Source organism: Kitasatospora sp. NPDC057738, assembly GCF_042798815.1.
Lineage (GTDB): Bacteria > Actinomycetota > Actinomycetes > Streptomycetales > Streptomycetaceae > Kitasatospora > Kitasatospora lactacystinica.
The window spans coordinates 1-24,930 of record NZ_JBHVJT010000054.1 but is presented as its reverse complement, the minus strand read 5'-3'; the positions used below and the strand labels follow the sequence as shown (position 1 = coordinate 24,930).

Here is a 24,930-nt window from a genome sequence, read left to right as displayed (position 1 = left end):
CCTCAGGGCACGTCCGCTTCCTCGGTCAGGGACAGCGTGCGCGTCGGGCACTCCTCGACCGCCGTCCGGGCGCCCGCGAGTTGGGCCCCCGCGACCCGGTCGGCCAGCACCACGACCGTGCCGTCACGGTCGTCCTGGTCGAACAGGTCGGGTGCCGCCAGGTAGCACCGGCCCGCGCCGATGCAGCTGTCGGGGTTGGTACGGATCCGCATGGAGTTCCCCCTCACCAGGTGACCGGCAACGCGTGCAGGCCGTAGTTGACGTGCTCCTCCTTGAACCGCAGCGCTTCCACGGGCGCGGCGAGCCGCAGCTCGGGAATGCGCTCGAACAGGGTCGTCAGGACGACCTCCAGCTCGGTCCTGGCCAGGTGCTGACCGATGCACTGGTGCGCGCCGAAGCCGAACGCCAGGCTGCGTTCGACGCGGTCGGGGTCGAAGACGTCCGGGTCCGCGAAGCGCAGCGGGTCCCGGTTGGCTCCCACCGTCAGACCGAGCACGCCCTCGCCGGCCGCGATCCGGACCCCGCCGATCTCGACGTCCTCCAGGGCCACCCGGGAGTTGGCGATCTCCGCGATGGTGAAGTAGCGCACCAGCTCGTCGATCGTCGCCGGCCAACGCGACGGGTCAGCGGCCAGCGACTTGCGCAGCACCGGCCGTTCGAGGAGCAGCATGGCCCCCAGACCGATGACGTTCGCGATGGTCTCGTGGCCGGCCATCAGCAGCATGAAGGCCATCCCGACGAGGTCGCGGTGGTCGGGGACGCCCGGCTCGCCGCGCCGCGCCGCCAGCCGGCCGATCAGGTCGTCGGTCGGGGTCCGCTCCTTGTCGGTCACCATCCCGTCCATGTAGCCCATGAGTTCCGCGGTCGCCACCCCGCCGGCCTCGGGGGTGGTGGCGTTCATCACCGTGAAGGAGGTCCGCAGGAAGAACTCCCGGTCGGCGAACGGGACGCCGAGCAGCTCGCAGATCACCAGCAGCGGCACCGGGTTGGCGAACGCGTCGATCAGGTCGGCGGTACGGGGGCCGGCCAGCAGCCGGTCGACGTACTCGTCGGTGATCTCCTGGATCCGGGGCCGCAGGCGGTTGATGCTGCGGGGGGTGAAGTCCGCGGCCACCGCGCGCCGGGCCAGGGTGTGTTCGGGGGGATCCATCCCGACCAGCGAGGTGGAGAACTCGGGCGCGGGGACCTGGTGGTCCATCATCAGCGGGTAGCCCGGGCGGCGCAGGTCGGAGCTGAACCGGTTGTCGCCCAGCATCGCCTTGACGTCCTCGTAGCGGGCCGTGGCCCAGGCGAGCTTGCCGCTGGGCAGCCGGACCTTGCCGAGGGTCGGCCGGTCGAGGAGCTCCTGGTAGCCCTCCGGCAGCGTGTACGGGCACGTCCGGGGCATCGGGTAGGACGGGTGGTCGGAGTGGTCGGAGTGGTCGGAGTGGTCGGAGTGGTCGGAGTGGTCGGAGTGGTCGGAGTGGGAGGTCGGGTCGGTGGCTTCGGCCATGGCTGTCTCCGATCGTCGTGCGAGGGGTGCTCAGGTCTGTGGCTGGGGCTCCGGGTTCGGACGCTTGGGCGCACGCTGCGCCGCCGGGCGGCTCCAGCGGCGCATGGCCGGCATCTCCACGGTCTTGTGCAGGACCCAGGCCAGTGCGACGCAGAGGGCGTACAGGGCGATGACGAACGCGATGGCGACGGGCGTGCTGAACGCCGTCGGGGTGTACGAGTGGGCGTAGCCCACCAGGTCGCCCGCGAACGCCGCGTGCACCGCGAACATCACGGTGATGTGGATGATGTAGAAGGCGAAGGACAGTTCCCCGAGCCGCACCATGAAGGGCGCGCTGAGGGCCGTACGCCGGCCGGACAGGTCCCGGACGGCGAGCGCGCCGATCAGCAGCGCGGCCGGGACGGGGTAGAGCGCCGCTATCCCGAAGGGGATGGGCAGGTGGAACAGCAGCAGGAAGACGGCGAGGTTGAGCAGGGCGGCCGGCAGGATCCGGATCCTCGGCCAGCTTCCGGAGGCGACGATCCGGGCGAGGAACATGCCGATCACGAAGTCGATGCACCGCACGGGCGGGAAGAAGTACAGCGCCCACAGCTGGGGCCAGGACCCCGCGGGGTAGAACTGGCTCGGCGGGAATCCCGAGAGCAGCGGGTAGCTGATCGCCGGGAGCAGGACGGCGGTCGCGCCGAGGCCGATGATCCAGGACCACAGCGCCCGGTTGCCGAGCCGCCGGACGAACCGGACCAGCAGCGGGAACATCGCGTAGCAGAGCATCTCCACCGCGAGCGTCCAGGTCGCGCCGTTGAACTGGTACATGATCAGGTCCTGGGAGGGCCACCAGTTCTGGACCAGGAAGAGGTTGGCGAGGGCCGGTCCCCATCTGATCGTCTCGCCCGCGGCGGCGAACTGGGTCAGGGCGACGACCGCGATCAGGACGTGGGAGGGGCCTATGCGCATCACCCTGCGCCGCCAGAAGCCGGTCGCGGTCTGACCGGGCTTGGACGACCAGGTGAGGACGAAGCCGCTGAGGACGAAGAAGAACGACACCGCGAGGAACCCGATGCGCCCGTCGCCCGTCAGGGTGCTGAAGACGGAGAGGGCGTTCGGGTCCTTGAAGGCTCCGAGGACGAGCGCGTGGCTGGCGAAGACGAAGACGACGGCGACGGCCCGGAGGCCTTCCAGTGACGGCAGCGTCACCGTTCTCGCCGGTAGTGGCGAATTCATGGGCAACCCCTTTTCTCCGAGGCGGAACGCCGGGGCGGCACCACCCGGTCTTCGGTGGGCGCGCGGCGCTACTCGCGTCATAGTCGTAACCGGGGGAGGCGATTCGACATCATGATTTCTTCCAACGTGCTGCCCTTGATCGCGGGCCGGTGACGGCCCGGGCGCCGGCACGACCGTGGCCGGGGCGAAGGCCCCGGCCACGGAGGAGCGGTGGTCACGACGGGAGGGCGCGGTCGTACGCGCCGGTGGTCACCGCCGCCAGAACAGGAGGTGGGTCACCCCGCTCGGGCTGGGTACCGTGTCGAGGTGGAAGCGGTCGAGCAGCTCGGTGTGGCTCTTCCAGAGCCGTTCCCCCCGGCCGAGGTCGACCGGGGCGACGGCGAAGTGCATGGTGTCGACCAGGTCGGCGTCGATGAACTCGCGGACGGTGCTCACCCCGCCGCTGATGCGCACGTTCCGGTCCCCGGCGGCCGCCTTCGCGTGCTTCAGGGCCTCCTCCGGCGTCGCGTTGAGGAAGTGGAAGGTGGTGTCGGACAGCGTGAAGGACGGGCGCTCGTAGTGGGTGAGCACGAAGACCGGCGCGTGGAACGGCGGGTTGGCGCCCCACCACCCCTGCCAGTCGTGGTTCTCCCAGGGGCCGCGCTGGGGGCCGAACTTGTTGCGCCCCATGATCACCGCACCCGGCGGGCGGGCGTGGTCGCGGGTCAGGTAGTCGTCCAGGCCGCGGGTGCCGCCGGGGTCGGCGCGGTTCACCCAGCTCGCGGTGGCCCCCGCCCAGGAGAAGAAGGGGGAGGGGTCCGCGTGGCCGAACGGCCGTTCCAGGGACTGTCCCTCGCCGGCTCCGAAGCCGTCGCGCGACAGGTTGAAGCACTGCACCGACACCAACTGCGACATGCGGTCCACACCTTTCCTCGTGGGCGATCCGGGCCGCCCGCAGGACCGGGCGCCCGCGCCCACAACGACCGCGTCGTCGGCAGGGCACGGGGAGGTACGCCGTACGAGTGACCGCCCCGTCGGGCGGGTGGGACGGACGCGATCAGCCCGCCGCGGGGACGGTGCCGGAGCCTCCGGTGGGCCCGGCGGCGGCCTCGTCCGACGGCCGGCCGGTGGGCGGCAGGTGGCGGAGCAGGGCGGTCACCAGGGCGGCGGTGGCCAGCAGCAGGACGCCGGCGACGGTGACCACGGTGTGGAGCTCGACGGCGAAGGCGGCCCGGGCGGGCGCCAGCAGGGCGTCGGCGACCTCGCCGGACAGCGAACGGGCGGCCTCCTGCGCGCCCGTGAGGGAGTCCCCCGCGGCCCGGACCGCCTCGGCGGGCAGGCCCTCGGGAAGGCGCAGCGCGCCGCGGTAGACGGCGGCGCCGACGCTGCCGAGGGCCGCGATGCCGAGGGCGAAGCCGAGTTGGCCGCTGGTCTCGTTGAGCGCGGCCGCGGAGCCGGCCTTCTCGACCGGGGCGGAGCCCATGACCAGGCCCATGCCGAGGGTGACCATCGGGCCGGAGCCGAGGAAGACCACGGCGAATCCGGCGATCAGCACGGCGGGGCTGGAGCCGGGTTCGGCCCCGGTGATCACCGCCATGCCGATCGTGGCCAGGACCAGTCCGCCGCCGATGAGGTACGCCGGACGGAAGCGCTGACCGAGCCTGGGGGACAGGGTGAAGCCGACCGTGTTGGCGGCGATCGCCGGCAGCATCCACAGGCCCGCGTGCAACGGGTCGCGTCCGTACAGCAGTTGCAGGGCCTGGGTGACGAAGAACATCACCGCGCCGGTGAGCATGGTGCCGAGGAACAGGCTGAGCAGCGCGGCCGTGAAGGCGCGGTGCCGGAACAGGCCCAGGTCGAGCAGCGGATGCGTGAGGTGGTGCTGGCGGTGGACGAAGAGGATCCCGAAGCCGAGGCCGGCCAGGACGGCCGCGATCGACAGGGGCTGCCACCCGTCCTTGGCGATCTCCTTCAGGCCCCAGATGGCGGGCAGGACGGCGGCCAGCGACTCCAGCACGCTGATCAGGTCCGGGCGCCCGGCGTCGGGGTCGCGGAACTCGGGCAGGAGCACCGGGCCGAGCACGAGCAGCAGCACCATCGCGGGGACGCCGATCAGGAAGGCCGAGCCCCACCAGAAGTGGGCGAGCATGGTGCCGCCGATGATCGGGCCGGCGACGGCGCCGGCCGAGAAGCACGCGCCCCAGATGCCGAAGGCGGCGCCGCGCTGCCGGGCGTCCTGGAACATGGCGGTGATCAGCGAGAGGGTGCTCGGCGCGAGGGTGGCGCCGGCGACGCCGAGCAGGGCGCGCGCCGCGATCAGCATGGCGGGGTTGACGGCGTAGGCGGCGGCGACGGAGGCGAGCCCGAACGCGGCGGCGCCGATCAGCAGCAGTCTGCGCCGGCCGATGCGGTCGCCGAGCGATCCCATGGTGACGAGCAGGCCGGCGAGCATGAACGAGTAGATGTCGGTGATCCACAACTGCTGCACGCTGCCGGCATGGAGGGAGTCCGCGAGGCTGGGCAGGGCCAGCAGCATCACGAAGACGTCGATCGAGACCAGCAGGGCGGGCAGGGCGAGGACGGCCAGCCCGATCCACTCCCGCCGTCCGGCCCGGGGCGCGGGCGCGCTGGGGGGTGTGGTGTCGCTCATCACGGGGTCCTTCCGGATTCTCGGGCAGGTGGCACCCGGGGGTGCCGTCACACCCGGAACGTCGGACCCGGCGACACGGTCTCGACGTCTGCGGCGGAAACCCGCGCGAAGGGCCGTGATCTGGGCTTGGATGTCGAGGGAGGGTCCTCGGCGGCGACGTCTCAAGTGCAGAGCACCAGTCGGCCGTGCAAGGGACCAAGGAATGATGAGATGAAGTACATGCTGCTGATCCACATGAACCCGGTAGTCTGGGACGGCTTGTCCGAGAGAGAGCGGAACGAGGTCTTCTCCGGGCACGCCACGTTCCAGCAGAACATCCTCGACTCCGGTGAGATGGTGGTGACCCAGGCCCTCGCCGATCCGTCCGGCAGCTCCACGGTCCGGGTCCGGGGCGGGCTGCCCGCGATCACCGACGGCCCCTACCTGGCCGCCGAGGAGTTCCTGGCCGGGTACTACCTGGTCGAGTGCGCGTCCAAGGAACGCGCGATCGAATTGGCCGGCCTGATCCCCGACGCCCGGTACACCGGCGTCGAGGTGCGCCAGGTCGTCTTCGAAGCCGATACGGAGAGCTGAGCCGATGAACCGTGACGTCCGGGTCGAGGACCTGCTCCGATCGCTCGCACCGCAGGTCCTCGGCGCGGTCGTCCGCCGCTACGGGCACTTCGACGCCTGCGAGGACGCCGTCCAGGACGCCCTGCTGGCAGCCGCCGTCCAGTGGCCCGAACAGGGGGTCCCCGGCAACCCCCGCGCCTGGCTGATCACCGTGGCCGCCCGCCGGGTGATCGACGGGCTGCGCAGCGAGCAGGCCCGCCAGCGCCGCGAGGCCACCGCCGCCGCGCTCACCCCGGCCGACGAGACGGTGACGCCGGGTCCCGGCGAGGAGCCGAAGGCGGCCGAGCAGGACGACATGCTCACCCTCCTGTTCCTGTGCTGCCACCCCTCGCTCACCCCCGGCTCGCAGGTCGCGCTCACCCTCCGCGCCGTCGGCGGTCTCACCACCGTGCAGATCGCGCACGCCTTCCTGGTCCCCGAGGCGACCATGGCCCAGCGGATCAGCCGGGCCAAGCAGCGGATCAAGTCCACCGGGTCGTCGTTCCGGATGCCTCCGCAGAGCGAGCGCGAGGAACGGCTGGCGGTCGTGCTCCAGGTGCTCTACCTGATCTTCAACGAGGGCTACACCACCACCAGCGGTCCCGACCTGCTGCAGCCCGAGCTCGCGCGCGAGGCCATCCGCCTCACCCGTGAGCTGCACCGGCTGCTGCCCGAGGAGGGCGAGGTCGCGGGTCTGCTGGCCCTGATGCTGCTGACCGACGCCCGCCGGCCGGCCCGCACCAGGCCCGACGGCAGCCTCGTCCCGCTCGCCGAGCAGGACCGCTCGGCCTGGGACCAGTCCGCGCTCAAGGAGGGACTGGCGCTGATAGCCGAGACCCTCCCCCGGATGGTGGCGGGGCCGTACCAGGTGCAGGCGGCCATCGCGGCCGTGCACGGCGAGGCCGCGCACGCCGAGGACACCGACTGGCCGCAGATCATGGCCCTGTACGAGGTGCTGGAGCAGATGGCCCCCGGCCCGATGGTGACGCTCAACCACGCGGTCGCGCGCGCGATGGCCCTCGGCCCGGCGGCCGGGCTCGAACTGCTCGCGGCCCTGGAGTCCGACGGCCGGCTCGCGGACCACCACCGGCTCGCCGCGGTCCGCGCCCACCTGCTGGAGATGAGCGGTGACCGGGAGGCCGCCCGGAACAGCTTCCGGGAGGCCGCCCGGCGCACCGGCAGCATCCCCGAGCGCCGCTACCTGGAGTCCCGGGCCGAAGCACTGAACGACCGGTGACGGCCGCTCGTCAGCGGCCCAGGCCCTGGAGTCCCAGCAGCAGCTCGGGGACGTCGGTGGCGCCGATCGCGCCGGCCGCGTCGAGGACGGGCCGCCACGCCGGGTCGGAGCAGATCAGCACCGGGCCGTCGGCGGGCGAGTCCGGCAGGCGGCCGTGCGAACCGCGGACCCAGGAGGGGTCCAGCGGCACCACGTTCATGGTGTGGCGCAGGCCGAGCTTCTTGCGGGCCAGGCCGAGCGCGGCCCGGGCCCTGGCCAGCGGGTCCGCCGGGTCGAAGAACAGCTCGGCCGGGTCGTAGCCGGGCTTGCGGTGGATCTCGACGGACCGCGCGAAGTCGGGGGCCCGCGCGTCGTCCAGCCAGTAGTAGTAGGTGAACCAGGCGTCGGGGTCGGCCACCGCCACCAGTTCGCCGGACCGGGGGTGGTCGAGGCCGTGGCGGGCCTGGTCCGCGCGGTCCAGCACCTCGGCCACACCGGGCAGCCGGAGCAGCTGGTCGCGCACCTTGGGCAGGTCCGCCCCGTCGGGGACGTACACGTGGGCGATCTGGTGGTCGGCGACGGCGAAGGCCCGCGAGGCCCACGGGTCCAGGTACTCCATCCCGGCCTGGGTGTACACCTCCAGCAGGCCCTCCCGGCGCAGCTCGCGGTTGATGTCCACCGGGCGCCGCACCGCCGTGATGCCGTACTCGCCGAGCGCGACCACGGTCGCGCCGGACTGCTCCGCCTGCTCCAGCAGCGGCGCCAGCTCGGCGTCGACCGCCCGGGCCGCCGCCACGGCCTGCGGCGCGTCGGGCCCGAAGCGCTGGAGGTCGTAGTCCAGGTGCGGGACGTAGACCAGCAGCAGGTCGGGCCGCTCGGCGGCGAGGATCCGGCGGGCCGCCGAGACGATCCAGCGGCTGGAGGCGATCCCGGCCGTCGGGCCCCAGTACTGGAAGAGCGGGAACGGCCCCAGCTCGGCGGTGAGTTCGTCGCGCAGCGCCGCCGGCCGGGTGTAGCAGTCGGGCGACTTGCGGCCGTCGGCGTGGTAGACCGGGCGCGGCGTGACCAGCAGGTCGGTGGTGGCGCCCATGGCGTACCACCAGCAGACGTTGGCGACCCGGTAGCCGGGATGCCGGGAGCGCGCGGTGTCCCACACCTTCGGCGCCCGGACCAGCCGGTTGTGCTGGCGCCAGAGGTGGATCTCCCCGAGCTCCCGGAAGTACCAGCCGTTGCCGACGACGCCGTGCTCGGCGGGCAGCCGGCCGGTGAGCAGCGTGGACTGCACGCTGCAGGTGACGGCGGGCAGCACCGTGCGCAGCGGGGCGGACCCGCCGCGCTCGGCGAGCCGGGTGAGGTTCGGCATGTACGGCAGCAGGCGCGGGGTCAGGCCGACCACGTCCAGCAGGACCACGGGTTTCAACGGTCCGCCCTTTCGCCGATCAGTTCGCGCTCGGCCCAGGTGAGTTCGGCGGCTATCCCGGCCGGGACGTCCACGGGGGCGCCGTCCGGGGCACCGGCCGGTCGCCCGGGCAGCACCGGCCAGGTGTAGGTCTCGACCTCGATCACCGTCCGCTCCCGCACGGCCGCCACCGCCCGGCGGAGCACATCGGTGGTGGCGCGCAGCGGCGCGGGGGGCGCGGCGTGCAGCGGCACGTGGAAGTGCACCCGCCAGGGGCCGTGGCCGGGCAGCCGCTCCAGCGCCTCCGGCAGGTCGTCGGCCGCGAGCACCCGGCCGGCGCCGTCGGACTCCCGCACCTGGTGGAGGTAGCGGGGTTCGGCGTAGTCGGCGAGCAGCCGGCGGGCCGCCGGGTCGTTCGGGTCGTCCACGTGCAGGGCGGCCGAGGCCTGGATCCTGACCACGCGCAGGCCGGCCCGTTCGACGGCGGCCACCGTCCGCTCCGGGTCGGCGAAGGAGACCGCCAGGTGGCAGGTGTCGAGGCAGAGGCCGACGAATTCGAGGTCCGCGCGGGTGGCGAGCCAGCCGACGGCGTCCTCGACGGTGTCCAGCACGCAGCCCGGTTCCGGCTCGACGGCGAGCCGGATCGGCCGGCCCGCCCGCGCCGAGACGGTGCGCAGCGCCGCCGCCGTCCGGCGCAGCGCCTGCTCGGCGGCCCGGTCCGCGGCGGGGGACCACGGGCTGCGCCAGGCCAGCGGCAGCGTGGAGATGCTGCCGCCCTCGGCGTCGTCGGGCAGCAGGCCGGCCAGCACGGTGGCGCAGTCGGCGGTGTAGGCGGCGCGGGCGGGTTCGGTCCAGTCCGGCCGGTACACCGCGTGCTTGACCACCCGCTGGTGGAAGCCGCCGTAGGGGAAGGCGTTCAGGGCGAGCACGGACAGGTCCCGGGCGTCCAGTTCGGTCCGCAGCCGGTGGAGCAGGGACGGGTCGGCGGCCAGTGCGGAGGCGGCGTCGGCGGCCAGCCACAGGCCCAGCCCGAGCCGGTCGAAGCCGGTGCGTTCGCGGATCGGACCGGCGCAGGTGTCGAGCTGCCGCAGGATGCCGGGCAGGTCCTCGGCCGGGTGGACGTTGGTGGAGTAGCAGAGCCGGTTCACGATCCGCCCCGGAGCACCGAGTTGCCCGCGAAGGAGGCGCCGTCGGCGTCGTCCCGGATCCCCTCGTCGAGGACCAGCCGCCCGCTGCGGCCGTAGAACTCGACGGGGTTGTGCCAGAGCACGGTGTCCACGTCCGCCGCGGTGAAGCCGGCCGCCAGCATGGCCCGGCCCACCTTCTGCGTCTTGAGGGGGTCCGAATTCCCCCAGTCGGCGGCCGAGTTGACGAGGATCCGGCGGGTTCCGTACTCCTTCAGGACGGCGACCATCCGGTGCTCGTCCATCTTGGTGTCCGGGTAGATCGAGAAGCCCATCCAGCAGCCGGAGTCGGCGACCGTCGCCACCGTGACCTCGTTGAGGTGGTCCACCAGGACGGCGCCCGGGGCGATGCCGGACTCGCGGACCACGTCCAGGGTGCGGCGGGTGCCGGCGTGCTTGTCCCGGTGCGGGGTGTGGACCAGGACCGGCAGTCCGTGGTCGACGGCCAGCTCCAGCTGACGGGCGAACGCCTCGTCCTCGGCCCTGGTCATCGAGTCGTAGCCGATCTCGCCGACCGCGACCACGCCGTCCTTGCCGAGGTAGCGCGGCAGGACGTCCAGCACCTCGACGCAGCGGGGGTCGTTGGCCTCCTTGGGGTTCAGGGCGAGCGCGCAGTTGTGGCTGATCCCGAACCGGGAGGCCCGGAACCGCTCCCAGCCGAGCAGGCCGTCGAAGTAGTCGGTGAAGGACCCCGGGTTGGTACGGGGCTGGCCGAGCCAGAAGGCCGGCTCGACGACGGCCCGGACACCGGCCGTCCGCATGGCCCGGTAGTCGTCGGTGGTGCGCGAGGTCATGTGGATGTGCGGGTCGAAGATCCTCATGACCGGGCCTCCTGCGGTCGCGGGGGGACGAGGGCCAGCAGGACGCTCATGCCGAGCAGCACGCGCAGGTCGGAGCCGATCTCCCGGCCGGCCGCCCGCCGTTCCTCGGCCAGGTCGCGGGCCATCCGCAGCAGCTCGGCGTCGGTGCGGGTGACCAGGTCCGCCACGGCGCCCAGCGGCACTTCGGTGAACAGGCACTTCAGCACGCCGTGGCGCCACTGGTCCTGCTCCAGGTGCCGGGCCGCGAAGGGGCCCATCGCCGCCGCGACGAGCCGCGGGTCGTTGGTGCGCAGGCCGTCGGCGACCAGCTCCAGGCCGAGCCGGCGCACGCCGTCCGGCAGGTCCGGCAGCGCGCGCAGCACCCCGCGCCGCTCGGCGGCGTCGCCGTGCCGGTAGAGCTTCTCGACCTCGGCCGCCAGGACCGCCCCGGGCAGGGACCCGGCCAGCACCGCGAGCAGCCGGGCCCGGGCCCGGTCGTCGACCGTGCCGTGCACCAGCCCCTGCGGGTCGGCGTTCGGCTGCACCGGCCCGCGCCCGACCATCCGGCCGGCCAGCGGGAACTCCTGGTGGATCGTGCCGGGCCACTCGCGGACCCGGCGTTCGGCGCAGGTCAGCCAGTCGTCCTGCGGGTGCGGGTACGGCGGCGGGGCCGGCCGGCTCCCGCCGTAGACGCTGGTTTCGATCCAGCGGTGTTTCTCGGTCTCGGTCATGATGGGCGGTCTCCGATCGTGGACGACGCCGGTGCACCCGTGTGCGCCGGCGGAACGGAAACGGTCTCCTGGGCCCGGCGTATCGCCGCCAGGGCCGTTCGCGCGGTGGTCGGTGCGGCATGGCTGTGCCGGGGCAGTTCGACCGCCGCGACGCCGGTGTAGCCGATCCCGTCGAGGGCGGCCAGCGTCGCGGCGAGGTCGAGTCGCCCCGCTCCGAACTCCAGGTGCTCGTGGACACCCGGAAGCATGTCGTCCAGCTGGACGTTGACCAGCAGCCCGGCCGCGCGCCGGACGCACTGCGCGGCGTCCACCGGCTCCACGGCCACGCAGTGCCCGACGTCGAGGGTGATGCCGAGGGCGTCGGGATCGCCGAGCTCGCGGCGCAGGTCGAGGGCCTGGTCGAGGTGCTGGACGACCATGCCGGGCTCGGGCTCCAGGCCGAGCCGCACGGCCCGGCGCCCTGCCTCGGCCAGGACCGGGCCGAGGTGCTGGACCAGCCGTGCGCGGTTGGTCCGTCCGTCCACCCCGGGCTCGCTCACGCCGGACCAGAAGGACACGCAGTCGGCGCCGAGCGACTCGGCGATCCGGACGGCGCGGAGCAGGAAGTCGATCCTCGGCGCGGCGTCCCCGGACACCAGCGTGGGGTGGTGCTTGCGGTACGGGTCGAGCAGGAAGCGCGCGCCGGTCTCGACCACGCAGCGCAGGCCCGCGGCGGAGAGCAGCGCCGCCAGCCGGTCGGTCTCCCGGGCCAGGTCCGGGCCGAAGGGATCGAGGTGGTGGTGGTCGAGGGTGAGGGCGACCGAGGTGTAGCCCAGGTCGGCGATGACCCGGATCGCGTCGGCGAGCCGGTGGTTGGCGAAGCCGTTGGTGCCGTACCCGACGGCGATCGCGCTCATGTCGGGCTCCTGCGGGCGGACAGCCGGCGGGCCAGCGGAAGGGCGCCCAGCACCAGCGCGGCGGCCGGCAGCGAGCCCAGCCGTGCGGCCAGCCCGGCCTGCAGCGGCACCATGCCGTGGATCCCGGCCACGGTCGCGGTCCGGACCGCCGCCGCCGTGCCGTCCGCGGTGCCGTCCGCGGTGCCGTCCGCGGTCGGTCCGGTGGACCGCGCCGGGCCGGCGGCGAGCTGGGCGGCGCCGGTGGCGGCCGCGTACCCCAGCGCGCACAGCGCCCCGGCCGTGCGGTGCCGGGCCGAGGCGGCCCGGCCCGTGCCGGTCAGCAGGGCGGTGACCGCGGTGGCGGCCACCGCCAGCCGGGCGTCGGCGGAGCGGCCGCCGTGGACCTCGCCGCGGGACAGCGCGGTCACGCCCAGGGTGTGGGTGGCCAGCGCCAGCGCCGGGACGCCGGCCGCCCGCCAGTGCCCGGATCCGGCGCCGAGCAGGACGTCCAGGCCGCGGCAGGCCGCCATGCCCAGCGGGGCGGCGGGGGTCGGCTTCAGCACGGTGTCGTACGCCCACACCGCGGCGGTGAGCGGAACGGCGATGCGCAGCGCGTCGGCCCCGCCCGCGAGACCGGCCAGGGCCAGCCCGGTGGCGCCGAGTCCGGCCGCCGCGGCGAGCGCGGCCCCGGGCGCGATCCGACCGGACGGGACGGGGCGCTCGGGGCGCTCCAGCGCGTCGACCGCCCGGTCCGCCCAGTCGTTCAGCGCCATCCCCGACCAGTACAGGGCGACGGAGGCGAGCGGCAGGGCCAGCCGTCGGCCGCGCAGCGGACGGCCCGCCGCGACCGCGCCGGCCACGGTGTCCCCGAGGACGGTGAGCGCCGCCGGTGCCCGGACCAGGTCGAGCCACGGACGCAGGGCGACCCTCATCGGGCCACCTCGATCCGTCGCACCCAGGACACCAGGTCCTGTTCCTGCTGGGCGAGCCGGTGCTCGTCGCTGCCGAGCGGGTCCTTGAAGAAGAAGGCCAGTGCGCCGAGCGGCCCGGCCTCCCCGGCCGCGTGCGCACCGGCGACCAGCCGGGCGAGGTCGAGGACCAGCGGCGCGGCGAGCGCCGAGTCGTAGCCGTCCCAGCTGAGTTGCAGGCTCATCGAGGTGCCGAGGAAGCCCTCGAAGGAGACGTGGTCCCAGGCGACCTTGCGTTCGCCGAGGTCGGGGACGTGGTCGATGTGCAGCGGGGCGGTGACCTCCCCGCCGAGCAGCGCGGCCAGCCCGCGGGTCTTGGACTCCAGCTTGCCCTGCGCGCGGCCCGCCACCCCGAGGTTGGCGCCGTCCCCGCCGCCGAGCAGGTTGGTCCCCGACCAGGAGCGCACCCGCAGCCCGCGGGCGAGGAACATCGGTGCCAGCACGCTGCGCAGCAGGGTCTCGCCGGTCTTGCCGTCGCAGCCCGCGTACGGCAGGCCGTGCCGGTCGGCCAGTTGGGTGACCGCCGGGATGCGCAGGCCGGGCGACGGGGTGAAGTCGACGTACGGGCAGCCGGCCGAGAACGCGGCGTACGCGGAGAGGGCGGCCGGGCCGAGCACCCGGCGCCCCTCCTGGGCGAGGGCGCGGTCGAGGGCGGCCAGGTCGGCGTGCTCGGGCAGCGGCCGGAGCGGGGGCTCGGTGGAGGAGACGTTGACCACCACGACCCGCTCCAGGCCGTGGGAGCGCCGGAAGTCCGCGAGGTCGGCGGCGAGCCGGTCCGCGGCCTCGGCCTGGGTGGCCGGGGCGTCGTCGTCCGGGTCGTGGCCGCGGCGGATTTCCCGGTCGGCGGCCGCGAGTTCCTCGGCGACCGCCGACGGGAGCCGGCCGGGCAGCACACCCGCGGCGGCGAGCTCCTCGGCCCGCTTGCCCAGCGGGGTGGAAACGAGGTCGTGGCCGCCGGTGACCAGCTCGGACCAGCCGGGGAAGACGCCCGGATCGAGGTCGAGCCGCTCGCTGACGCTGCCGGTCGCGGGGACGAGCCCGGCCCGCAACGCGGCGAGGCCGCAGACGGCCGTGGTGGCCACCGACCCCCTGCCGCCGACCAGCCAAAGTCCGGTCCTGCCTGCCATGGTGCGACTGCCTTTCGGTGAGGAGGGATGACGTCCTACGAGCGGTCCCAGCCCGCCCAGCGCCAGAGCCGGCCGGTGCCCCGCCGGGACTCCACGCCGTGGTCGGTCATCTCGAACTCGCCGAAGTCCAGGATCAGCAGCGCGTCGTCGCCCGGCGCGAAGCCGACGTCGATCGGCCGGTGCAGTTCGGGACCGGACGGCAGGCCCCGGGTGGACCAGTCGGTCGGGTCGACCAGCAGCAGGTCGCGCCCGAGCTGGGGGCCGCCCGGCGGCAGGGTCATCGGCGCCTCGTCCCCGAACAGCGTGACCACCAGCTGCCCGGCCAGCGGGGAGCGCGGGGGCGCCACGGCGAACTTGGTGGCCGCGACGTGCGACTCGAAGTCGAGCACCGGGCGCTCGGGCGGCGGGAGTTCGCCGTGGTTGGCCAGCAGGAAGGTCGGCTGCGGGCCGCGGGTGGGCTTGAACGCGGGGTCCGTCACCGGGATGCCGCCGATGAAGTCCGGCCAGCCGTACCAGGCGCCCTCGCGCACCTCGAACAGCAGGTCGGGGGCGTTGCCGATCGGCCGGCTGCCGCGGTCGTCGGCGCCCTGGTCGACCGCCAGCAGCCGGCCGTCCGGCAGGAAGCCCAGGCCGAAGGCGTTGCGCATCCCCCAGGCCACCAGCTCCAGGTTGCCGCCGTCGAGGTCGCAGCGCAGCACGGCCGCGCTGCACGGCAGTCCGGCCGGTATCCGCTGCCCCGGCCGGGTCGCGGTGCCGAACGGGACGAACGCGCCGGTGGTGGTCCGGGCGCCGGGCCGGCCGGCCAGCGGGTCGTCCGTGGTCACGTTGAAGCCGGTGAGCTCGATGTCGAGGCCGGGGATGTCGTACGAGTGCGGAAGCCGTCCCAGCCAGCCGAGTTCGTAGGCGTCCAGCCCGATGATCCCCAGGTTGGACATCGCGCCCTGGGCGAAGTACAGCTTCCCGTCCCGGCCGGCCACGGCCATGTCGATGTGGTAGTTGCCGGGCCCCGGCATGCCGTCGACGATGACGGCCCGCTGCCCGTCCGGGCCGATCCGGACGATCCGGCCGGCCCCGCCCTCGGAGACGTACAGGTGGTCCTGGTGCCAGAGCAGTCCGGTCACCGGGGCGGCCAGGCCGTCGGCGAGCAGGGTGCGTGACGAGGTGTCGGTTCCCGGGTCCAGACGCCAGATCCGGCCGCCGGGGGCGGCGCCCCCGAAGGGCAGTCCGGACTCGGCCAGGTATATCCGGCCCGCGTCGTCGAAGGTGAGGCTGGTCGGGAAGTCCAGCCTGTCGGCCAGTACGGTGGGTGATTGCGCCACGGTTCCTCCACGGTCGTGCCCACAGAAGATCCGCCGCCCCGGTGAGGTCGGCGACGGGTCGATGTGTAGCAGCGTCCACGAAGCATGGTCAAGAACCGCCCGGGCGCTCGCCGACGGCCGTGGGTTCACCGGCACGGTCAGGAAATGCGCAGGTCAGGCGGCATGTGAAGGCCGTGGAAGGAAGTCCGGATCGGGGTCGTGGGGCCTGCTGGGCACCGCACGACGCGAGAAGTCCCGGGCGCTCCGGCCTACCGGTGACGGGCCTCGCGCGGCTGCCGTCCCGGCGGGGAGCGGAGTCCGGACAGCCGGCCTCGCAGTCACTCCCGGTAGTTTTCGGCGGGCCCCCTTCCCTGCTGCGGTCGGAGCCGACGGTCGCCGGGGAGGGCGTCCACTCCGTCCCCGGCGACCGCGACCGTGTCGAGGCTCGGAGCCCCGACGGCCGGGGTCCAGGCCCGGCACTTGGTAGACGGAGCCGGGTGCCGCGGATCGACATCGAGCGGGAGAATTTTCGGGAGTTCTTCCGTCGTGCCGCCGGAGTTCTTCCGTCGTGCCGTCCCGCCGGACGTCGCGCGACCCGTCGCAACGGCCGCGCGCACGGCACGCCCCGCGGCCGCACGCACGACGGCCACCGGCGCGGCGTGGATGCCGGGCCGGTGGCCGTCGGGTCGTCAGGGGCGGGGCGGTACGCGGAGGAGGGTCAGAGCGAGTAGGCGATCAGCTCGAACGACGGCTTGGTCGAGAACGCGGGGGCGCCCGCACCGACCAGGAGCAGGTTGCCGCTCACGGCCGGGAAGGAGATGATGCCGGCCGGTGTCCTGGCCGTCCACAGGGTCGCGCCGGTGGTGGTGTCGAAGCCGTAGACCTGGCCGTCGAAGGTGGAGGTGAAGACCACGTCGTTGGCCACCGTGGCGGCACCGAGCGCCATCTGCGGCAGGTCCCGCTGCCAGAGCACCTTGCCGGTCGCCACGTCGGCGGCGGTGAGGCCGCCCCGGCCCACGGTGTAGTCGGGCAGCTGCAGCCCGCCCCGGGAGTCGAGCTTGGCGGGATTGTCGACCCAGGGCACGAAGAGCCGCCCGCGGGAGAGCGCCATCGGCGTCTCCACCCCGCCGATGATGCCCGGCAGGACGGTGGTCGGGGTGTCCGGCAGCGGACCCTCGTCGTTCAGGTGGGTGCCGACCGGCAGGGTCCACAGCGGGGTTCCGTCGTCGGCCCGGTAGGCGTAGACCTTGCCCATCTTGCCCGCCGCCACCACGATCTCCGTGCGCTTGCCGCGGACCGTCGCGGTGGTCACGATCGGGGGGTCCTGGAGGTCGTAGTCCCGCAGGTCGTGCGGCGCGGTCTGCTGGAACCAGAGCAGCTTCCCGGTCCTGCTGTCCATCGCCAGCAGGCAGTTGGTGTAGAGGTTGGGGCCCGGCCGGCTGCTGCCGTTGGGGTACTCGGGCGTGCCGGGGAGCGGGGCGGGGTTGGCGACGGCGACGAACAGCCGTCCGTGCTCGTCGAGGGCCGGCGCGAACCAGGTCCCGCCGCCGCTGTTGATCTCCGGGTGGCCCCAGAGGTCGCCGTCCTTGACCGTGTTGAAGCTCCAGCGCGGATTCCCGGTGGCGGTGTCCAGCGCGAAGATCGTTCCCATGGCCCCCGGCACGTACTTGCCGAAGGTGTTCGGGACGGTGCTGACCACGACGGTGTCCTCGTACACCTGGGGAGCGACGTCGATGCCGCCCTCGCCGGAGGCGATCAGTTCCCGTGACCAGACGGTCCGGCCGGTCGCCGGGTCGAGTGCGAAGACGCCGGTGAACGTCGTGCCGAAGAGCAGGCCGCGCGCGTAGGCCACGCCGTTCGGCCCGACCGAGGGGCTGTTGAAGACGCGCTTCCAGCGGACCTTCCCGGTCTCCTTGTCCACCGCGGTGACGTCGGAGTTGAGACTGATCAGATAGACCGTGTCGCCCACGACGATCGGATTGGACGCCATGATGCCGGCGAAGGTCGGGTCGCCCTCCAGTGGGAGCCGCCACTTCACCTTGAGGTTCTTGACGTTGTGCGAGTCGATCGGTGTCCGGGTGACGTTCCTGGTGTTGGTCAGACCGCCGTTGGACAGGGCCCAGTCCTGTGGGTGGACCCGGCGGTCGTAGTCGCCCCGGGCGTTCTCGGTGCCCGCGGCGGCCGGGTCGGGGGCGGCCATGCCGGGTGCGATCGCCAGCGCCGCGGCGGCCAGCGCCGTGAACGCCAGCCAGCCCGGGGTGCGGCGACCGCGCCGCCCCGCGCCGCGGGTCTTCAGAATGACGGACAAGGCAACTCCGTTTCCGCTCGGTGTCGTTGCTCGACCCGGGCCTGGACGAATGGTGGCGGACCGGCTGCCCGGCCGCCGTGCGGGATGGACGGCGGTCAGCGCACCCGGCGCGCGAACGCCCGGACGTCGCCGACGAACAGCTCGGGCTCCTCCAGCGCGGCGAAGTGCCCGCCGCGCTCGAACTCGGACCAGTGGGCGAGGGTCGGGAGGATCCGCTCGGCCCAGCGGCGGATCGGCCGGACGGCGTCCTGCGGGAAGACGGCCACCCCGACCGGCGCGGCGAGCGGCCACGGGCCGGCCCAGGTGCGGACGAAGTCGGAGTCCAGCCGGTTGGACTCGTAGTAGAGCTGGGCGCTGGAGGCGGCGGAGGCGGTGAACCAGTAGATCGCCGCGTTGGTCAGCAGCCGGTCGCGGGACACCGCGTCCTCCGGCGCCGTCTCCGCGGCCGTCCACTCCTTGAACTTCTCCACGATCCAGGCGAGTTGGCCCACCGGCGAGTCGGTCAGGCCGTAGCCGACGGTCTGCGGCCGGGTGGACTGGATCTTCCGCCAGCCGGCCCCGTCCTGCTCGAAGTGCGCGGCGAACTCCAGCCTGGCCAGGTCCGCCCCGTCCAGGTTCGCGAACTCGGCCGGGTCCTGCGGCGGGAAGGTGGCGAGCATGTTGAGGTGGACGCCGGCGACGTGCGCCGGATCGGCCAGACCGAGCTGGAGGGAGACCGGCATGCCCCAGTCGCCGCCCTGGACGAGGTACCGGTCGTAGTCGAGGCGGTGCATCAGCTCGGCCCAGGCCCGGCCGACCCGGGCGGTGTCCCAGCCGGTCTCCCGGGGGCGGCCGGAGAAGCCGTAGCCGGGCAGCGAGGGGATGACCACGTGGAACGCGTCGGCCGGATCGCCGCCGTGCGCCCGCGGGTCGGTCAACGGCCCGATCACGTCCAGGAACTCGACCACCGAGCCGGGCCAGCCGTGGGTGATGATCAACGGCGTGGCAGCCGGCTCCGGCGAGCGCACGTGCAGGAAGTGGATGTCCACGCCGTCGATCTCGGTCAGGAACTGCGGGAACGCGTTGAGCTGCTCCTCGGCCTTGCGCCAGTCGAAGCCGGTGCGCCAGTACTCGGCCAGCTCCTTCAGGTAGCCGAGCGGAACCCCGCGCTGCCAGCCCACGCCCGGCAGTTCACCGGGCCAGCGGGTCGCCGCGAGCCGGCGGTCCAGGTCGTCGAGGGCTTCCTGCGGGATGTCGATACGGAAGGGGCGCATGCCGGGTCCTCTCAGTGGACGCTCGGATCGGAGGTGCGGGCAGCGCGGGCCGGGACCGGCCCGCCGGGTCTCAGGCGGCGATGGGCGTGTTCTGGTACGAGGCGATCCGCCAGTCGGAGCCCTGGCGGGCCAGCACCCAGGTCGCGCGGATCGCCCGCTCGGCCGTCACCTCGGTGTCCCCGGGGGCCAGCACGCCGCCCTGGGTGACCAGCACGGCGACGTCCGCGGCCAGCGGGCGGACCGACACCGGCTCGCCCGTGACCCGGGTTCCCTTGAACGGGCCGGCGAAGGCCTGGGTCATGAACGCGCGGATCGCCTGACGGCTCGTCAGGTAGATGTCGCCGGGCAGGATCAGCGTCGCGTCCTCGGTGAAGACCTCGGCGAAGCCGTCGGCGTCCTGGGCGGCCCAGGCCGCGACGATCCGCTCCGGAACGGCGCGCAGCGCGGAGGCCTCGGGGGAGTTGGGCGGGGGAGTGGCGGACATGGCTCTCTCCTTCTCCGGTGGTCCCGGCCGCGATCACGGCGGCCGGGTGACGGCCAGCCTCACACCGGCCCCCGACGGGTGACAACTTCCCGATTGCGATGGATCGTTGGACACCAGGGTGGCCTGGACACGCTCCGGACGCGCCGCAATCCGGGAGATGCGGGCATCCCGCCCGGCTGCCAGCCTCGACAGGGCCGATCAACGACCGCGGCCCGGACGGCCAACCCGTTCCGCGTGGGCCGCCCACTTCGGAGGAGCCCCCGATGACTGCCAAGGAATCCCCGTCCCGGGAAGAACTGGTGAGCCGTGCAGCCGAGTTGGTGCCGCTGCTGCAGAAGAACGCGCTGTGGCACGAGGAGCACCGCCGGCTGTCCGACGAGACGCTGGCCGCGCTGACCGACTCCGGACTGCTGCAGATCCGGGTGCCGGTCCGCTACGGCGGCTACGAATCCGACATGCGCACCGCGGTGGACGTGATCGCCGAGCTGGCCCGCGGCGACGGCTCCACGGCCTGGGTCATGGCGGTCTACGCCATCAGCTCCTGGATGGCCGGCCTGTTCCCGGACGAGGTGCAGGACGAGATCTTCGCCGACCCGGGCGTGCGGGTGAGCGGCATCCTCAGCCCGACCGCGGTCGCCGTTCCGGTCGACGGCGGCGTGCTGCTGAACGGCAAGTGGACGTTCAACTCGGGCGCGCTGCACAGCTCCTGGAACACCAACGCGGCCGTGCTGATGACCCCGGACGGGCCGCAGCCGATCATGGTGGCCGTCCCGCTGGCGGACCTGGAGATCGTCGACGACTGGCACACCACCGGCCTGCGCGGCTCCGGCAGCGTCACCACCGTCGCCACCGACCTGTTCGTCCCCGAGCCGCGGGTGCTGCCGATGGTCCCAGTGCTCCAGGGCCGGCACCGCTCCCTGGCGAACGCCGAATCGCCCATCTACCGGGCCCCGTTCATGCCCACCGCGTGCGCCACGGTGGCCGCGCCGGCGCTCGGGCTGGCCAAGGCCGCCAAGGAGGCGTTCTTCGAGCGGCTCCCCGGCCGGAAGATCAGCTACACCGAGTACGCCAACCAGGCCGAGGCCCCGGTGACCCACCTCCAGGTGGCCGATGCCATCACCAGGATCGACGAGGTGGAGTTCCACGCCCACCGCGCCGCCGCCCTGATCGACACCAAGGGCCCCACCGGCGAGGAGTGGACCCTGGAGGAGCGGGCCCGGATCAGGCTCGACCTCGGTGCCGTCTGCTCGCGCACCAAGGAGGCGGTGGACATCCTCAACACCGCCAGCGGCGGCTCCTCGATCTACACCACCGTCCCGATCCAGCGCATCGAGCGGGACGTCCAGACCCTCAACCTGCACGGCATCCTGCACCCCAACACCAACCTCGAACTGTACGGACGGGTCGCCTGCGGCCTCGGGCCCAACACCCTCTACCTGTAGCCGGCGCCCCACCGGACAGGGCCGCACCGAGCGGCCCTGTCCGGCATGCCCTGCCCGCCGTTCCCACCGACCGCCCGGAGGATCCCCATGGCAATCCCCGAACCCGTCGTCATCGACCCCGCCGGACACGACATCCACGCCGAGGGCGCGCGGATCCGGGCGAACGGCCCGGTCGCCCGGATCGAACTGCCCGGCGGCGTGCTCGGCTGGTCGATCACCGACCACGACACCGCCCGCCAGGCCCTCACCGACCACCGGCTGTCCAAGGACCCGCGCCAGCACTGGACGGCCTTCGCCGAGGGCAGGATCGGCGAGGACTTCCCGCTCATCGGCTGGGTGCTGATGGACAACCTCACCACCCGGTACGGCGCCGACCACACCCGGCTGCGCCGGCTGACCGCCGGGGCCTTCACCCCGCGCCGGGTCGAGGCCATGCGGGCCGAGGTCGAGAAGGCCGTCGACGAGCTGCTGGACGAGCTGGACCGCTGCGAACCCGGCGAGGTGCTGGACCTCAAGGCCCGCTTCGCCCGCCCGATGCCCGCCCGGGTGATCTGCGACCTGTTCGGAGTGCCGGCCGAGGACCGCGCGCAGATGCTGCGCGGCGGCGAGGCGAACATCGACACCACCCTCACCCCCGAGGAGTCGGCGGCCAACGTCGAGCAGTGGCACCGGGAGATGCAGGAGTTCGTCGAGGCCAAGCGCCGCAGCCCCGGGGACGACCTGACCAGCGACCTGGTCCAGGCCCAGGAGGAGGACGGCTCCCGGCTGAACGACTCCGAACTGGTCGGCACCCTGCACCTGTTGCTCGCCACCGGGACCGAGCCGGTGATGAACCTGCTCGCCAACGCGACCCGGGCCCTGCTCGCCCACCCCGACCAGCTGGCGCTGCTGCGCAGCGGCGCGGTGAGCTGGTCGGACGTGATCGAGGAGACCCTGCGCGTCGAGGCGCCGGTCGCCCACCTGCCCTTCCGCTTCGCGGTGGAGGACATCGAGATCGGCGGCGTCGTCATCGCCAAGGGCGACCCGGTCCTGATCAACTTCGCGGCGGTGGGCCGCGACCGCACCGTGCACGGCGACAGCGCGGACGCCTTCGACGCCGCCCGGCCGGACAAGGAGCACCTCTCCTTCGGCCACGGCGTCTACCGCTGCATCGGCATGCCGCTGGCCCGGATGGAGGCCGAGATCGCGCTCGCCGCGCTGTTCCGGCGCTTCCCCGACATCGAACTCGCCGTCCCCGACAAGGACTTGGCACCGCAGGTCACCTTCATCATGAACGGCGTGGAGACCCTCCCGGTCCGCCTCACGCCGCGAAACCGCTGACACGAAAGGGAGGTCCGTCCGATGTGGGCAGCCGTCGTACCCGAGGCCAAGGCGCGCTGGGAACTGCGCGAGATCCCCACCCCCACGGCAGGTCCGGGTCAGGTACTGATCCGGGTCCACGCCTGCGGGGTCTGCCACAACGACCTCTGGGTCAGCCAGGGTGTCTTCCCCTTCCCGCCGCTCGACCCGGTGGTGGTCGGTCACGAGGCCGCCGGGGAGGTCGTCGAGGTCGGCCCGGGAGTGACCACCCGCCGGGTCGGGGACCGGGTCGGCACCACCTGGGTGCAGGCGACCTGCGGCCGGTGCGACTACTGCCGGCTCAACCTCCCGCTCACCGGGCAGTCCGGGATGAACTGCCCCGAGTCGGTGATGAGCGGCCTCACCGTGCAGGGCGGTCACGCGCAGTACGTCGCGGTGTCGGCCGCCAGCACGGTGCTGCTGCCGGACGCCCTGTCGTACGAGGCCGCGGCGCCCGTGCTGTGCGCGGGGTACACCGCGTGGAGCGCGCTGCGCGCCGCCAACCCCGAGCCGGGCGAGCGGGTCGCCGTCCTCGGGATCGGCGGACTCGGCCACCTCGCCGTGCAGTTCGCCCGTGCCGCCGGCTTCGAGACGGTGGCCGTCACCCGCTCGCCGGACAAGCACGAGCTGGCCCGCACGCTCGGCGCGGACCACGTGGTCGCCGACGGCGAGCAGCTGCGGGCGGCCGGCGGCGCCGACGTGGTCCTGGTGACCGGCACCTCCTACCGGGCCGCCACCGAGACCCTCCAGGGACTGCGCCCGAACGGCCGGCTCGTGCTCGCCACCATCGACCCGGTCGACTCCTTCACGATCCCGCCCACCAGCCCGTTCTGGGCGCAGCGCCAGCAGGTGATCGGCGCCACCCACAACGGCCTCGACCAGCTCACCGAGGCCCTCGACCTGGTCGCGTCCGGGGCCGTCAAGCCGCTGATCGAGACCTTCCCCAAGGAGCGGGTCGCCGAGGCGCTCGAACGGGTGGAACGCGGTGAGGTCCGCTTCCGCGCGGTCGTGAGCTACGCCTGACGCACCGGCAGCGACCGCATGCGACCGCATGGGGACCGACGTGGGGAGGACACTGTGTACAGACGAAGATTCCTGGGCCTCGCGGGCCTCGCGGCGGTGACCGGGGTGGGCCTGCCGGTGGGCGCCGTGGCCGGCGGGGACCCGCTGCCGCCCGCACCGATCGGCCGGGGAACGCCCAAGGGGCCGTTCTCCGTGCGGATGCCGGTGCCGCCGACCCTGCGGCCGGTGGCGCGGACCGACGACACCGACGTCTACCGGCTCGACGTCCTGGCCGCCGACCTGGAGCTGGTCCCCGGTGTCCGGACCAGCTGCCTGACCTACGGCGGCAGCTTCGTCGGCCCGACGATCCGGGCCCGGGAGGGACGCCGGGTGCTGGTCACCTACCGCAACCGGCTGCCCGAGGCCGTCAACGTGCACCTGCACGGCGGCCACGTCCCGGCCGACAGCGACGGCCACCCGATGCAGCTGATCGACCCGGGCGGCGAGCGCCGCTACGAGTACCCGAACCGGCAGCCCGGGGCCACCCTCTGGTACCACGACCACAGCCACCACGCGGAGGCCGAGCACGTCTACCGCGGCCTGCACGCCTTCTACCTGATCGAGGGCGAGGACGAGCGCCGGCACGACCTGCCGAGGGACGAGTACGACGTGCCGATCGCGATCCGCGACGCCGAGTTCGACGCCGCGGGGCAGCTGGTCCACGGCGATCCGGCGAAGCGGAACGTGATCCTGGTCAACGGCCGTTCCAAGCCGTACTTCCCGGTGGCCGCCCGCAAGTACCGCCTGCGCCTGCTGAACAGCTCGACCCTGCGGTTCCTGAAGCTGAACTTCGGCTCCCTGCCGGTCCTCCAGATCGGCTCGGACGGCGGTCTGCTGCCCGCGCCGGTCGACCGGACGGGGACGGACTTCCCGCTCGCCGCCGGTGAACGGGTGGACCTGGTGGTGGACTTCTCCGGGCTGGCGGTCGGCAGCAGGGCGGCGCTCACCAACCAGGGCCAGTACACCGGCGACGACCGGATCGAGCCGGTGCTGCAGTTCGCGGTTGACCGCCGGGCGCGCGACCGCAGCGGTGTGCCGGCCGTCCTGCGGCCGCTGCCCGAGCTGCCGCCGGCCACGGTCCACCGCGAGCTGACGCTCTCCTTCGACCTGAACGGCACGCCGACCGGCCTGGTCAACGGCCTGCCCTTCGACCCGGACCGGGTCGACCAGCGGGTCCGCCGCGGTGCCACCGAGATCTGGACGGTCACCAACGGCGACAGCGCCACCAAGTACGGTCCGATCCAGCACTCCTTCCACCTGCACCTGGCGCAGTTCCGGGTGCTCGACCGGGACGGCCGGCCGCCGCTGCCCGGTGACGCCGGCCTGAAGGACACCGTGCCGCTTCCGCCCGGTACTTCGGTCCGGGTCCAGGCGACCTTCACCGACTACCTCGGCCGCTACATGTACCACTGCCACATGCTGGAGCACTCCTCGGCGGGCATGATGGGCCAGATGGAGATCGTCGACTGATCCGCCCCGACGGCGGGCCGGGCCGGGCACACGGCCCGGCCC

General features: G+C 73.5%; 22 protein-coding genes. 6 read left to right on the top strand and 16 right to left on the bottom strand.

Translation table 11 applies throughout. The features are described from left to right. Positions 1 to 2: 2 nt before the first annotated feature. From ACFVGO_RS26730 to ACFVGO_RS26710, 5 genes are all read right to left on the bottom strand, one after another. On the bottom strand, positions 3 to 212 hold the full coding sequence (locus tag ACFVGO_RS26730) for a ferredoxin (protein ID WP_380634474.1): 210 nt from the start codon (positions 210 to 212) through the stop codon (positions 3 to 5). 11 nt (positions 213 to 223) lie between these two features. Beyond that, on the bottom strand, positions 224 to 1,492 hold the full coding sequence (locus tag ACFVGO_RS26725; RefSeq protein WP_380634472.1) for a cytochrome P450: 1,269 nt from the start codon (positions 1,490 to 1,492) through the stop codon (positions 224 to 226). A gap of 30 nt (positions 1,493 to 1,522) precedes the next feature. Then, a complete protein-coding gene (locus ACFVGO_RS26720; RefSeq protein WP_359912853.1) occupies positions 1,523 to 2,713 on the bottom strand; it encodes an acyltransferase in 1,191 nt (396 codons plus the stop codon). A gap of 249 nt (positions 2,714 to 2,962) precedes the next feature. Further along, the gene (locus tag ACFVGO_RS26715) at positions 2,963 to 3,607 is read right to left on the bottom strand and encodes a dihydrofolate reductase family protein (protein WP_359912855.1); all 645 of its coding nucleotides are present in this window, start codon (positions 3,605 to 3,607) and stop codon (positions 2,963 to 2,965) included. A gap of 142 nt (positions 3,608 to 3,749) precedes the next feature. Beyond that, positions 3,750 to 5,342: an MFS transporter gene (locus ACFVGO_RS26710; protein ID WP_380634469.1), complete on the bottom strand. Its 1,593-nt coding sequence runs from the start codon at positions 5,340 to 5,342 to the stop codon at positions 3,750 to 3,752. 210 nt (positions 5,343 to 5,552) lie between these two features. Between ACFVGO_RS26710 and ACFVGO_RS26705 the strand changes: the two genes are divergently transcribed. Then, a complete protein-coding gene (locus ACFVGO_RS26705) occupies positions 5,553 to 5,915 on the top strand; it encodes a YciI family protein (RefSeq protein WP_359912859.1) in 363 nt (120 codons plus the stop codon). A gap of 4 nt (positions 5,916 to 5,919) precedes the next feature. Then, complete coding sequence (locus ACFVGO_RS26700) at positions 5,920 to 7,170, top strand: sigma-70 family RNA polymerase sigma factor (protein WP_359912861.1); 1,251 nt, start codon at positions 5,920 to 5,922, stop codon at positions 7,168 to 7,170. Between the two features lie 10 nt (positions 7,171 to 7,180). On the opposite strand, the gene ACFVGO_RS26695 is transcribed toward ACFVGO_RS26700, so the two are convergent. The 11 genes from ACFVGO_RS26695 to ACFVGO_RS26645 form a co-directional block, all read right to left on the bottom strand. Then, positions 7,181 to 8,569 (bottom strand): alkaline phosphatase family protein, encoded by a 1,389-nt coding sequence (locus tag ACFVGO_RS26695; protein WP_380634466.1) that lies wholly within the window; start codon positions 8,567 to 8,569, stop codon positions 7,181 to 7,183. Further along, positions 8,566 to 9,696 carry a metabolite traffic protein EboE gene (eboE, locus tag ACFVGO_RS26690; protein WP_380634464.1) on the bottom strand — a complete coding sequence of 377 codons (1,131 nt, stop codon included), beginning with the start codon at positions 9,694 to 9,696 and terminating at the stop codon, positions 8,566 to 8,568. Before eboE ends, ACFVGO_RS26695 begins: the two co-directional genes overlap by 4 nt. Further along, complete coding sequence (locus ACFVGO_RS26685) at positions 9,693 to 10,553, bottom strand: TatD family hydrolase (RefSeq protein WP_380634462.1); 861 nt, start codon at positions 10,551 to 10,553, stop codon at positions 9,693 to 9,695. The genes eboE and ACFVGO_RS26685 overlap by 4 nt, the downstream gene beginning before the upstream one ends. Continuing rightward, entirely contained in the window at positions 10,550 to 11,263 is a 714-nt protein-coding gene (locus tag ACFVGO_RS26680; protein WP_359912870.1) for an EboA domain-containing protein, read from the bottom strand. Before ACFVGO_RS26680 ends, ACFVGO_RS26685 begins: the two co-directional genes overlap by 4 nt. After that, a complete protein-coding gene (locus ACFVGO_RS26675) occupies positions 11,260 to 12,159 on the bottom strand; it encodes a sugar phosphate isomerase/epimerase family protein (protein ID WP_359912873.1) in 900 nt (299 codons plus the stop codon). The genes ACFVGO_RS26680 and ACFVGO_RS26675 overlap by 4 nt, the downstream gene beginning before the upstream one ends. Then, entirely contained in the window at positions 12,156 to 13,070 is a 915-nt protein-coding gene (locus tag ACFVGO_RS26670; protein ID WP_380634459.1) for an SCO3242 family prenyltransferase, read from the bottom strand. Before ACFVGO_RS26670 ends, ACFVGO_RS26675 begins: the two co-directional genes overlap by 4 nt. Then, positions 13,067 to 14,233, bottom strand: coding sequence for an inositol-3-phosphate synthase (locus ACFVGO_RS26665; RefSeq protein WP_359912879.1), 1,167 nt, complete (start codon positions 14,231 to 14,233; stop codon positions 13,067 to 13,069). Before ACFVGO_RS26665 ends, ACFVGO_RS26670 begins: the two co-directional genes overlap by 4 nt. Before the next feature lie 35 nt (positions 14,234 to 14,268). Next, the gene (locus ACFVGO_RS26660; RefSeq protein WP_380634457.1) at positions 14,269 to 15,552 is read right to left on the bottom strand and encodes a PQQ-dependent sugar dehydrogenase; all 1,284 of its coding nucleotides are present in this window, start codon (positions 15,550 to 15,552) and stop codon (positions 14,269 to 14,271) included. A 697-nt stretch (positions 15,553 to 16,249) separates the two neighbouring features. Continuing rightward, positions 16,250 to 17,839, bottom strand: a complete 1,590-nt coding sequence (locus tag ACFVGO_RS26655; protein WP_359912885.1) for a PQQ-binding-like beta-propeller repeat protein — start codon at positions 17,837 to 17,839, stop codon at positions 16,250 to 16,252. 95 nt (positions 17,840 to 17,934) lie between these two features. Further along, positions 17,935 to 19,092: an epoxide hydrolase family protein gene (locus ACFVGO_RS26650; RefSeq protein ID WP_359912887.1), complete on the bottom strand. Its 1,158-nt coding sequence runs from the start codon at positions 19,090 to 19,092 to the stop codon at positions 17,935 to 17,937. A 70-nt stretch (positions 19,093 to 19,162) separates the two neighbouring features. Continuing rightward, positions 19,163 to 19,576, bottom strand: coding sequence for an SgcJ/EcaC family oxidoreductase (locus ACFVGO_RS26645; protein WP_359912889.1), 414 nt, complete (start codon positions 19,574 to 19,576; stop codon positions 19,163 to 19,165). Positions 19,577 to 19,839: 263 nt separating this feature from the next. Between ACFVGO_RS26645 and ACFVGO_RS26640 the strand changes: the two genes are divergently transcribed. From ACFVGO_RS26640 to ACFVGO_RS26625, 4 genes are all read left to right on the top strand, one after another. Further along, on the top strand, positions 19,840 to 21,018 hold the full coding sequence (locus ACFVGO_RS26640; protein WP_359912891.1) for an acyl-CoA dehydrogenase family protein: 1,179 nt from the start codon (positions 19,840 to 19,842) through the stop codon (positions 21,016 to 21,018). Between the two features lie 87 nt (positions 21,019 to 21,105). After that, complete coding sequence (locus tag ACFVGO_RS26635; RefSeq protein ID WP_380634453.1) at positions 21,106 to 22,338, top strand: cytochrome P450; 1,233 nt, start codon at positions 21,106 to 21,108, stop codon at positions 22,336 to 22,338. Between the two features lie 21 nt (positions 22,339 to 22,359). Then, positions 22,360 to 23,379 carry an alcohol dehydrogenase catalytic domain-containing protein gene (locus ACFVGO_RS26630; protein WP_380634451.1) on the top strand — a complete coding sequence of 340 codons (1,020 nt, stop codon included), beginning with the start codon at positions 22,360 to 22,362 and terminating at the stop codon, positions 23,377 to 23,379. 54 nt (positions 23,380 to 23,433) lie between these two features. After that, a complete protein-coding gene (locus tag ACFVGO_RS26625; RefSeq protein WP_380634449.1) occupies positions 23,434 to 24,888 on the top strand; it encodes a multicopper oxidase family protein in 1,455 nt (484 codons plus the stop codon). Positions 24,889 to 24,930 lie beyond the last annotated feature (42 nt).

Excerpts from the sequence above, each read along its gene's own strand:
- ACFVGO_RS26715 (WP_359912855.1), bottom strand. The coding sequence starts at position 3,607 with ATGTCGCAGTTGGTGTCGGTGCAGTGCTTCAACCTGTCGCGCGACGGC.
- ACFVGO_RS26680 (WP_359912870.1), bottom strand. The coding sequence starts at position 11,263 with ATGACCGAGACCGAGAAACACCGCTGGATCGAAACCAGCGTCTACGGC.
- ACFVGO_RS26730 (WP_380634474.1), bottom strand. The coding sequence starts at position 212 with ATGCGGATCCGTACCAACCCCGACAGCTGCATCGGCGCGGGCCGGTGC.
- ACFVGO_RS26710 (WP_380634469.1), bottom strand. The coding sequence starts at position 5,342 with ATGAGCGACACCACACCCCCCAGCGCGCCCGCGCCCCGGGCCGGACGG.
- ACFVGO_RS26705 (WP_359912859.1), top strand. The coding sequence starts at position 5,553 with ATGAAGTACATGCTGCTGATCCACATGAACCCGGTAGTCTGGGACGGC.
- ACFVGO_RS26630 (WP_380634451.1), top strand. The coding sequence starts at position 22,360 with ATGTGGGCAGCCGTCGTACCCGAGGCCAAGGCGCGCTGGGAACTGCGC.
- ACFVGO_RS26650 (WP_359912887.1), bottom strand. The coding sequence starts at position 19,092 with ATGCGCCCCTTCCGTATCGACATCCCGCAGGAAGCCCTCGACGACCTG.
- ACFVGO_RS26640 (WP_359912891.1), top strand. The coding sequence starts at position 19,840 with ATGACTGCCAAGGAATCCCCGTCCCGGGAAGAACTGGTGAGCCGTGCA.
- ACFVGO_RS26665 (WP_359912879.1), bottom strand. The coding sequence starts at position 14,233 with ATGGCAGGCAGGACCGGACTTTGGCTGGTCGGCGGCAGGGGGTCGGTG.
- ACFVGO_RS26700 (WP_359912861.1), top strand. The coding sequence starts at position 5,920 with ATGAACCGTGACGTCCGGGTCGAGGACCTGCTCCGATCGCTCGCACCG.
- ACFVGO_RS26645 (WP_359912889.1), bottom strand. The coding sequence starts at position 19,576 with ATGTCCGCCACTCCCCCGCCCAACTCCCCCGAGGCCTCCGCGCTGCGC.
- ACFVGO_RS26725 (WP_380634472.1), bottom strand. The coding sequence starts at position 1,492 with ATGGCCGAAGCCACCGACCCGACCTCCCACTCCGACCACTCCGACCAC.
- ACFVGO_RS26685 (WP_380634462.1), bottom strand. The coding sequence starts at position 10,553 with ATGAGGATCTTCGACCCGCACATCCACATGACCTCGCGCACCACCGAC.
- ACFVGO_RS26635 (WP_380634453.1), top strand. The coding sequence starts at position 21,106 with ATGGCAATCCCCGAACCCGTCGTCATCGACCCCGCCGGACACGACATC.
- ACFVGO_RS26670 (WP_380634459.1), bottom strand. The coding sequence starts at position 13,070 with ATGAGGGTCGCCCTGCGTCCGTGGCTCGACCTGGTCCGGGCACCGGCG.
- ACFVGO_RS26720 (WP_359912853.1), bottom strand. The coding sequence starts at position 2,713 with ATGAATTCGCCACTACCGGCGAGAACGGTGACGCTGCCGTCACTGGAA.
- ACFVGO_RS26675 (WP_359912873.1), bottom strand. The coding sequence starts at position 12,159 with ATGAGCGCGATCGCCGTCGGGTACGGCACCAACGGCTTCGCCAACCAC.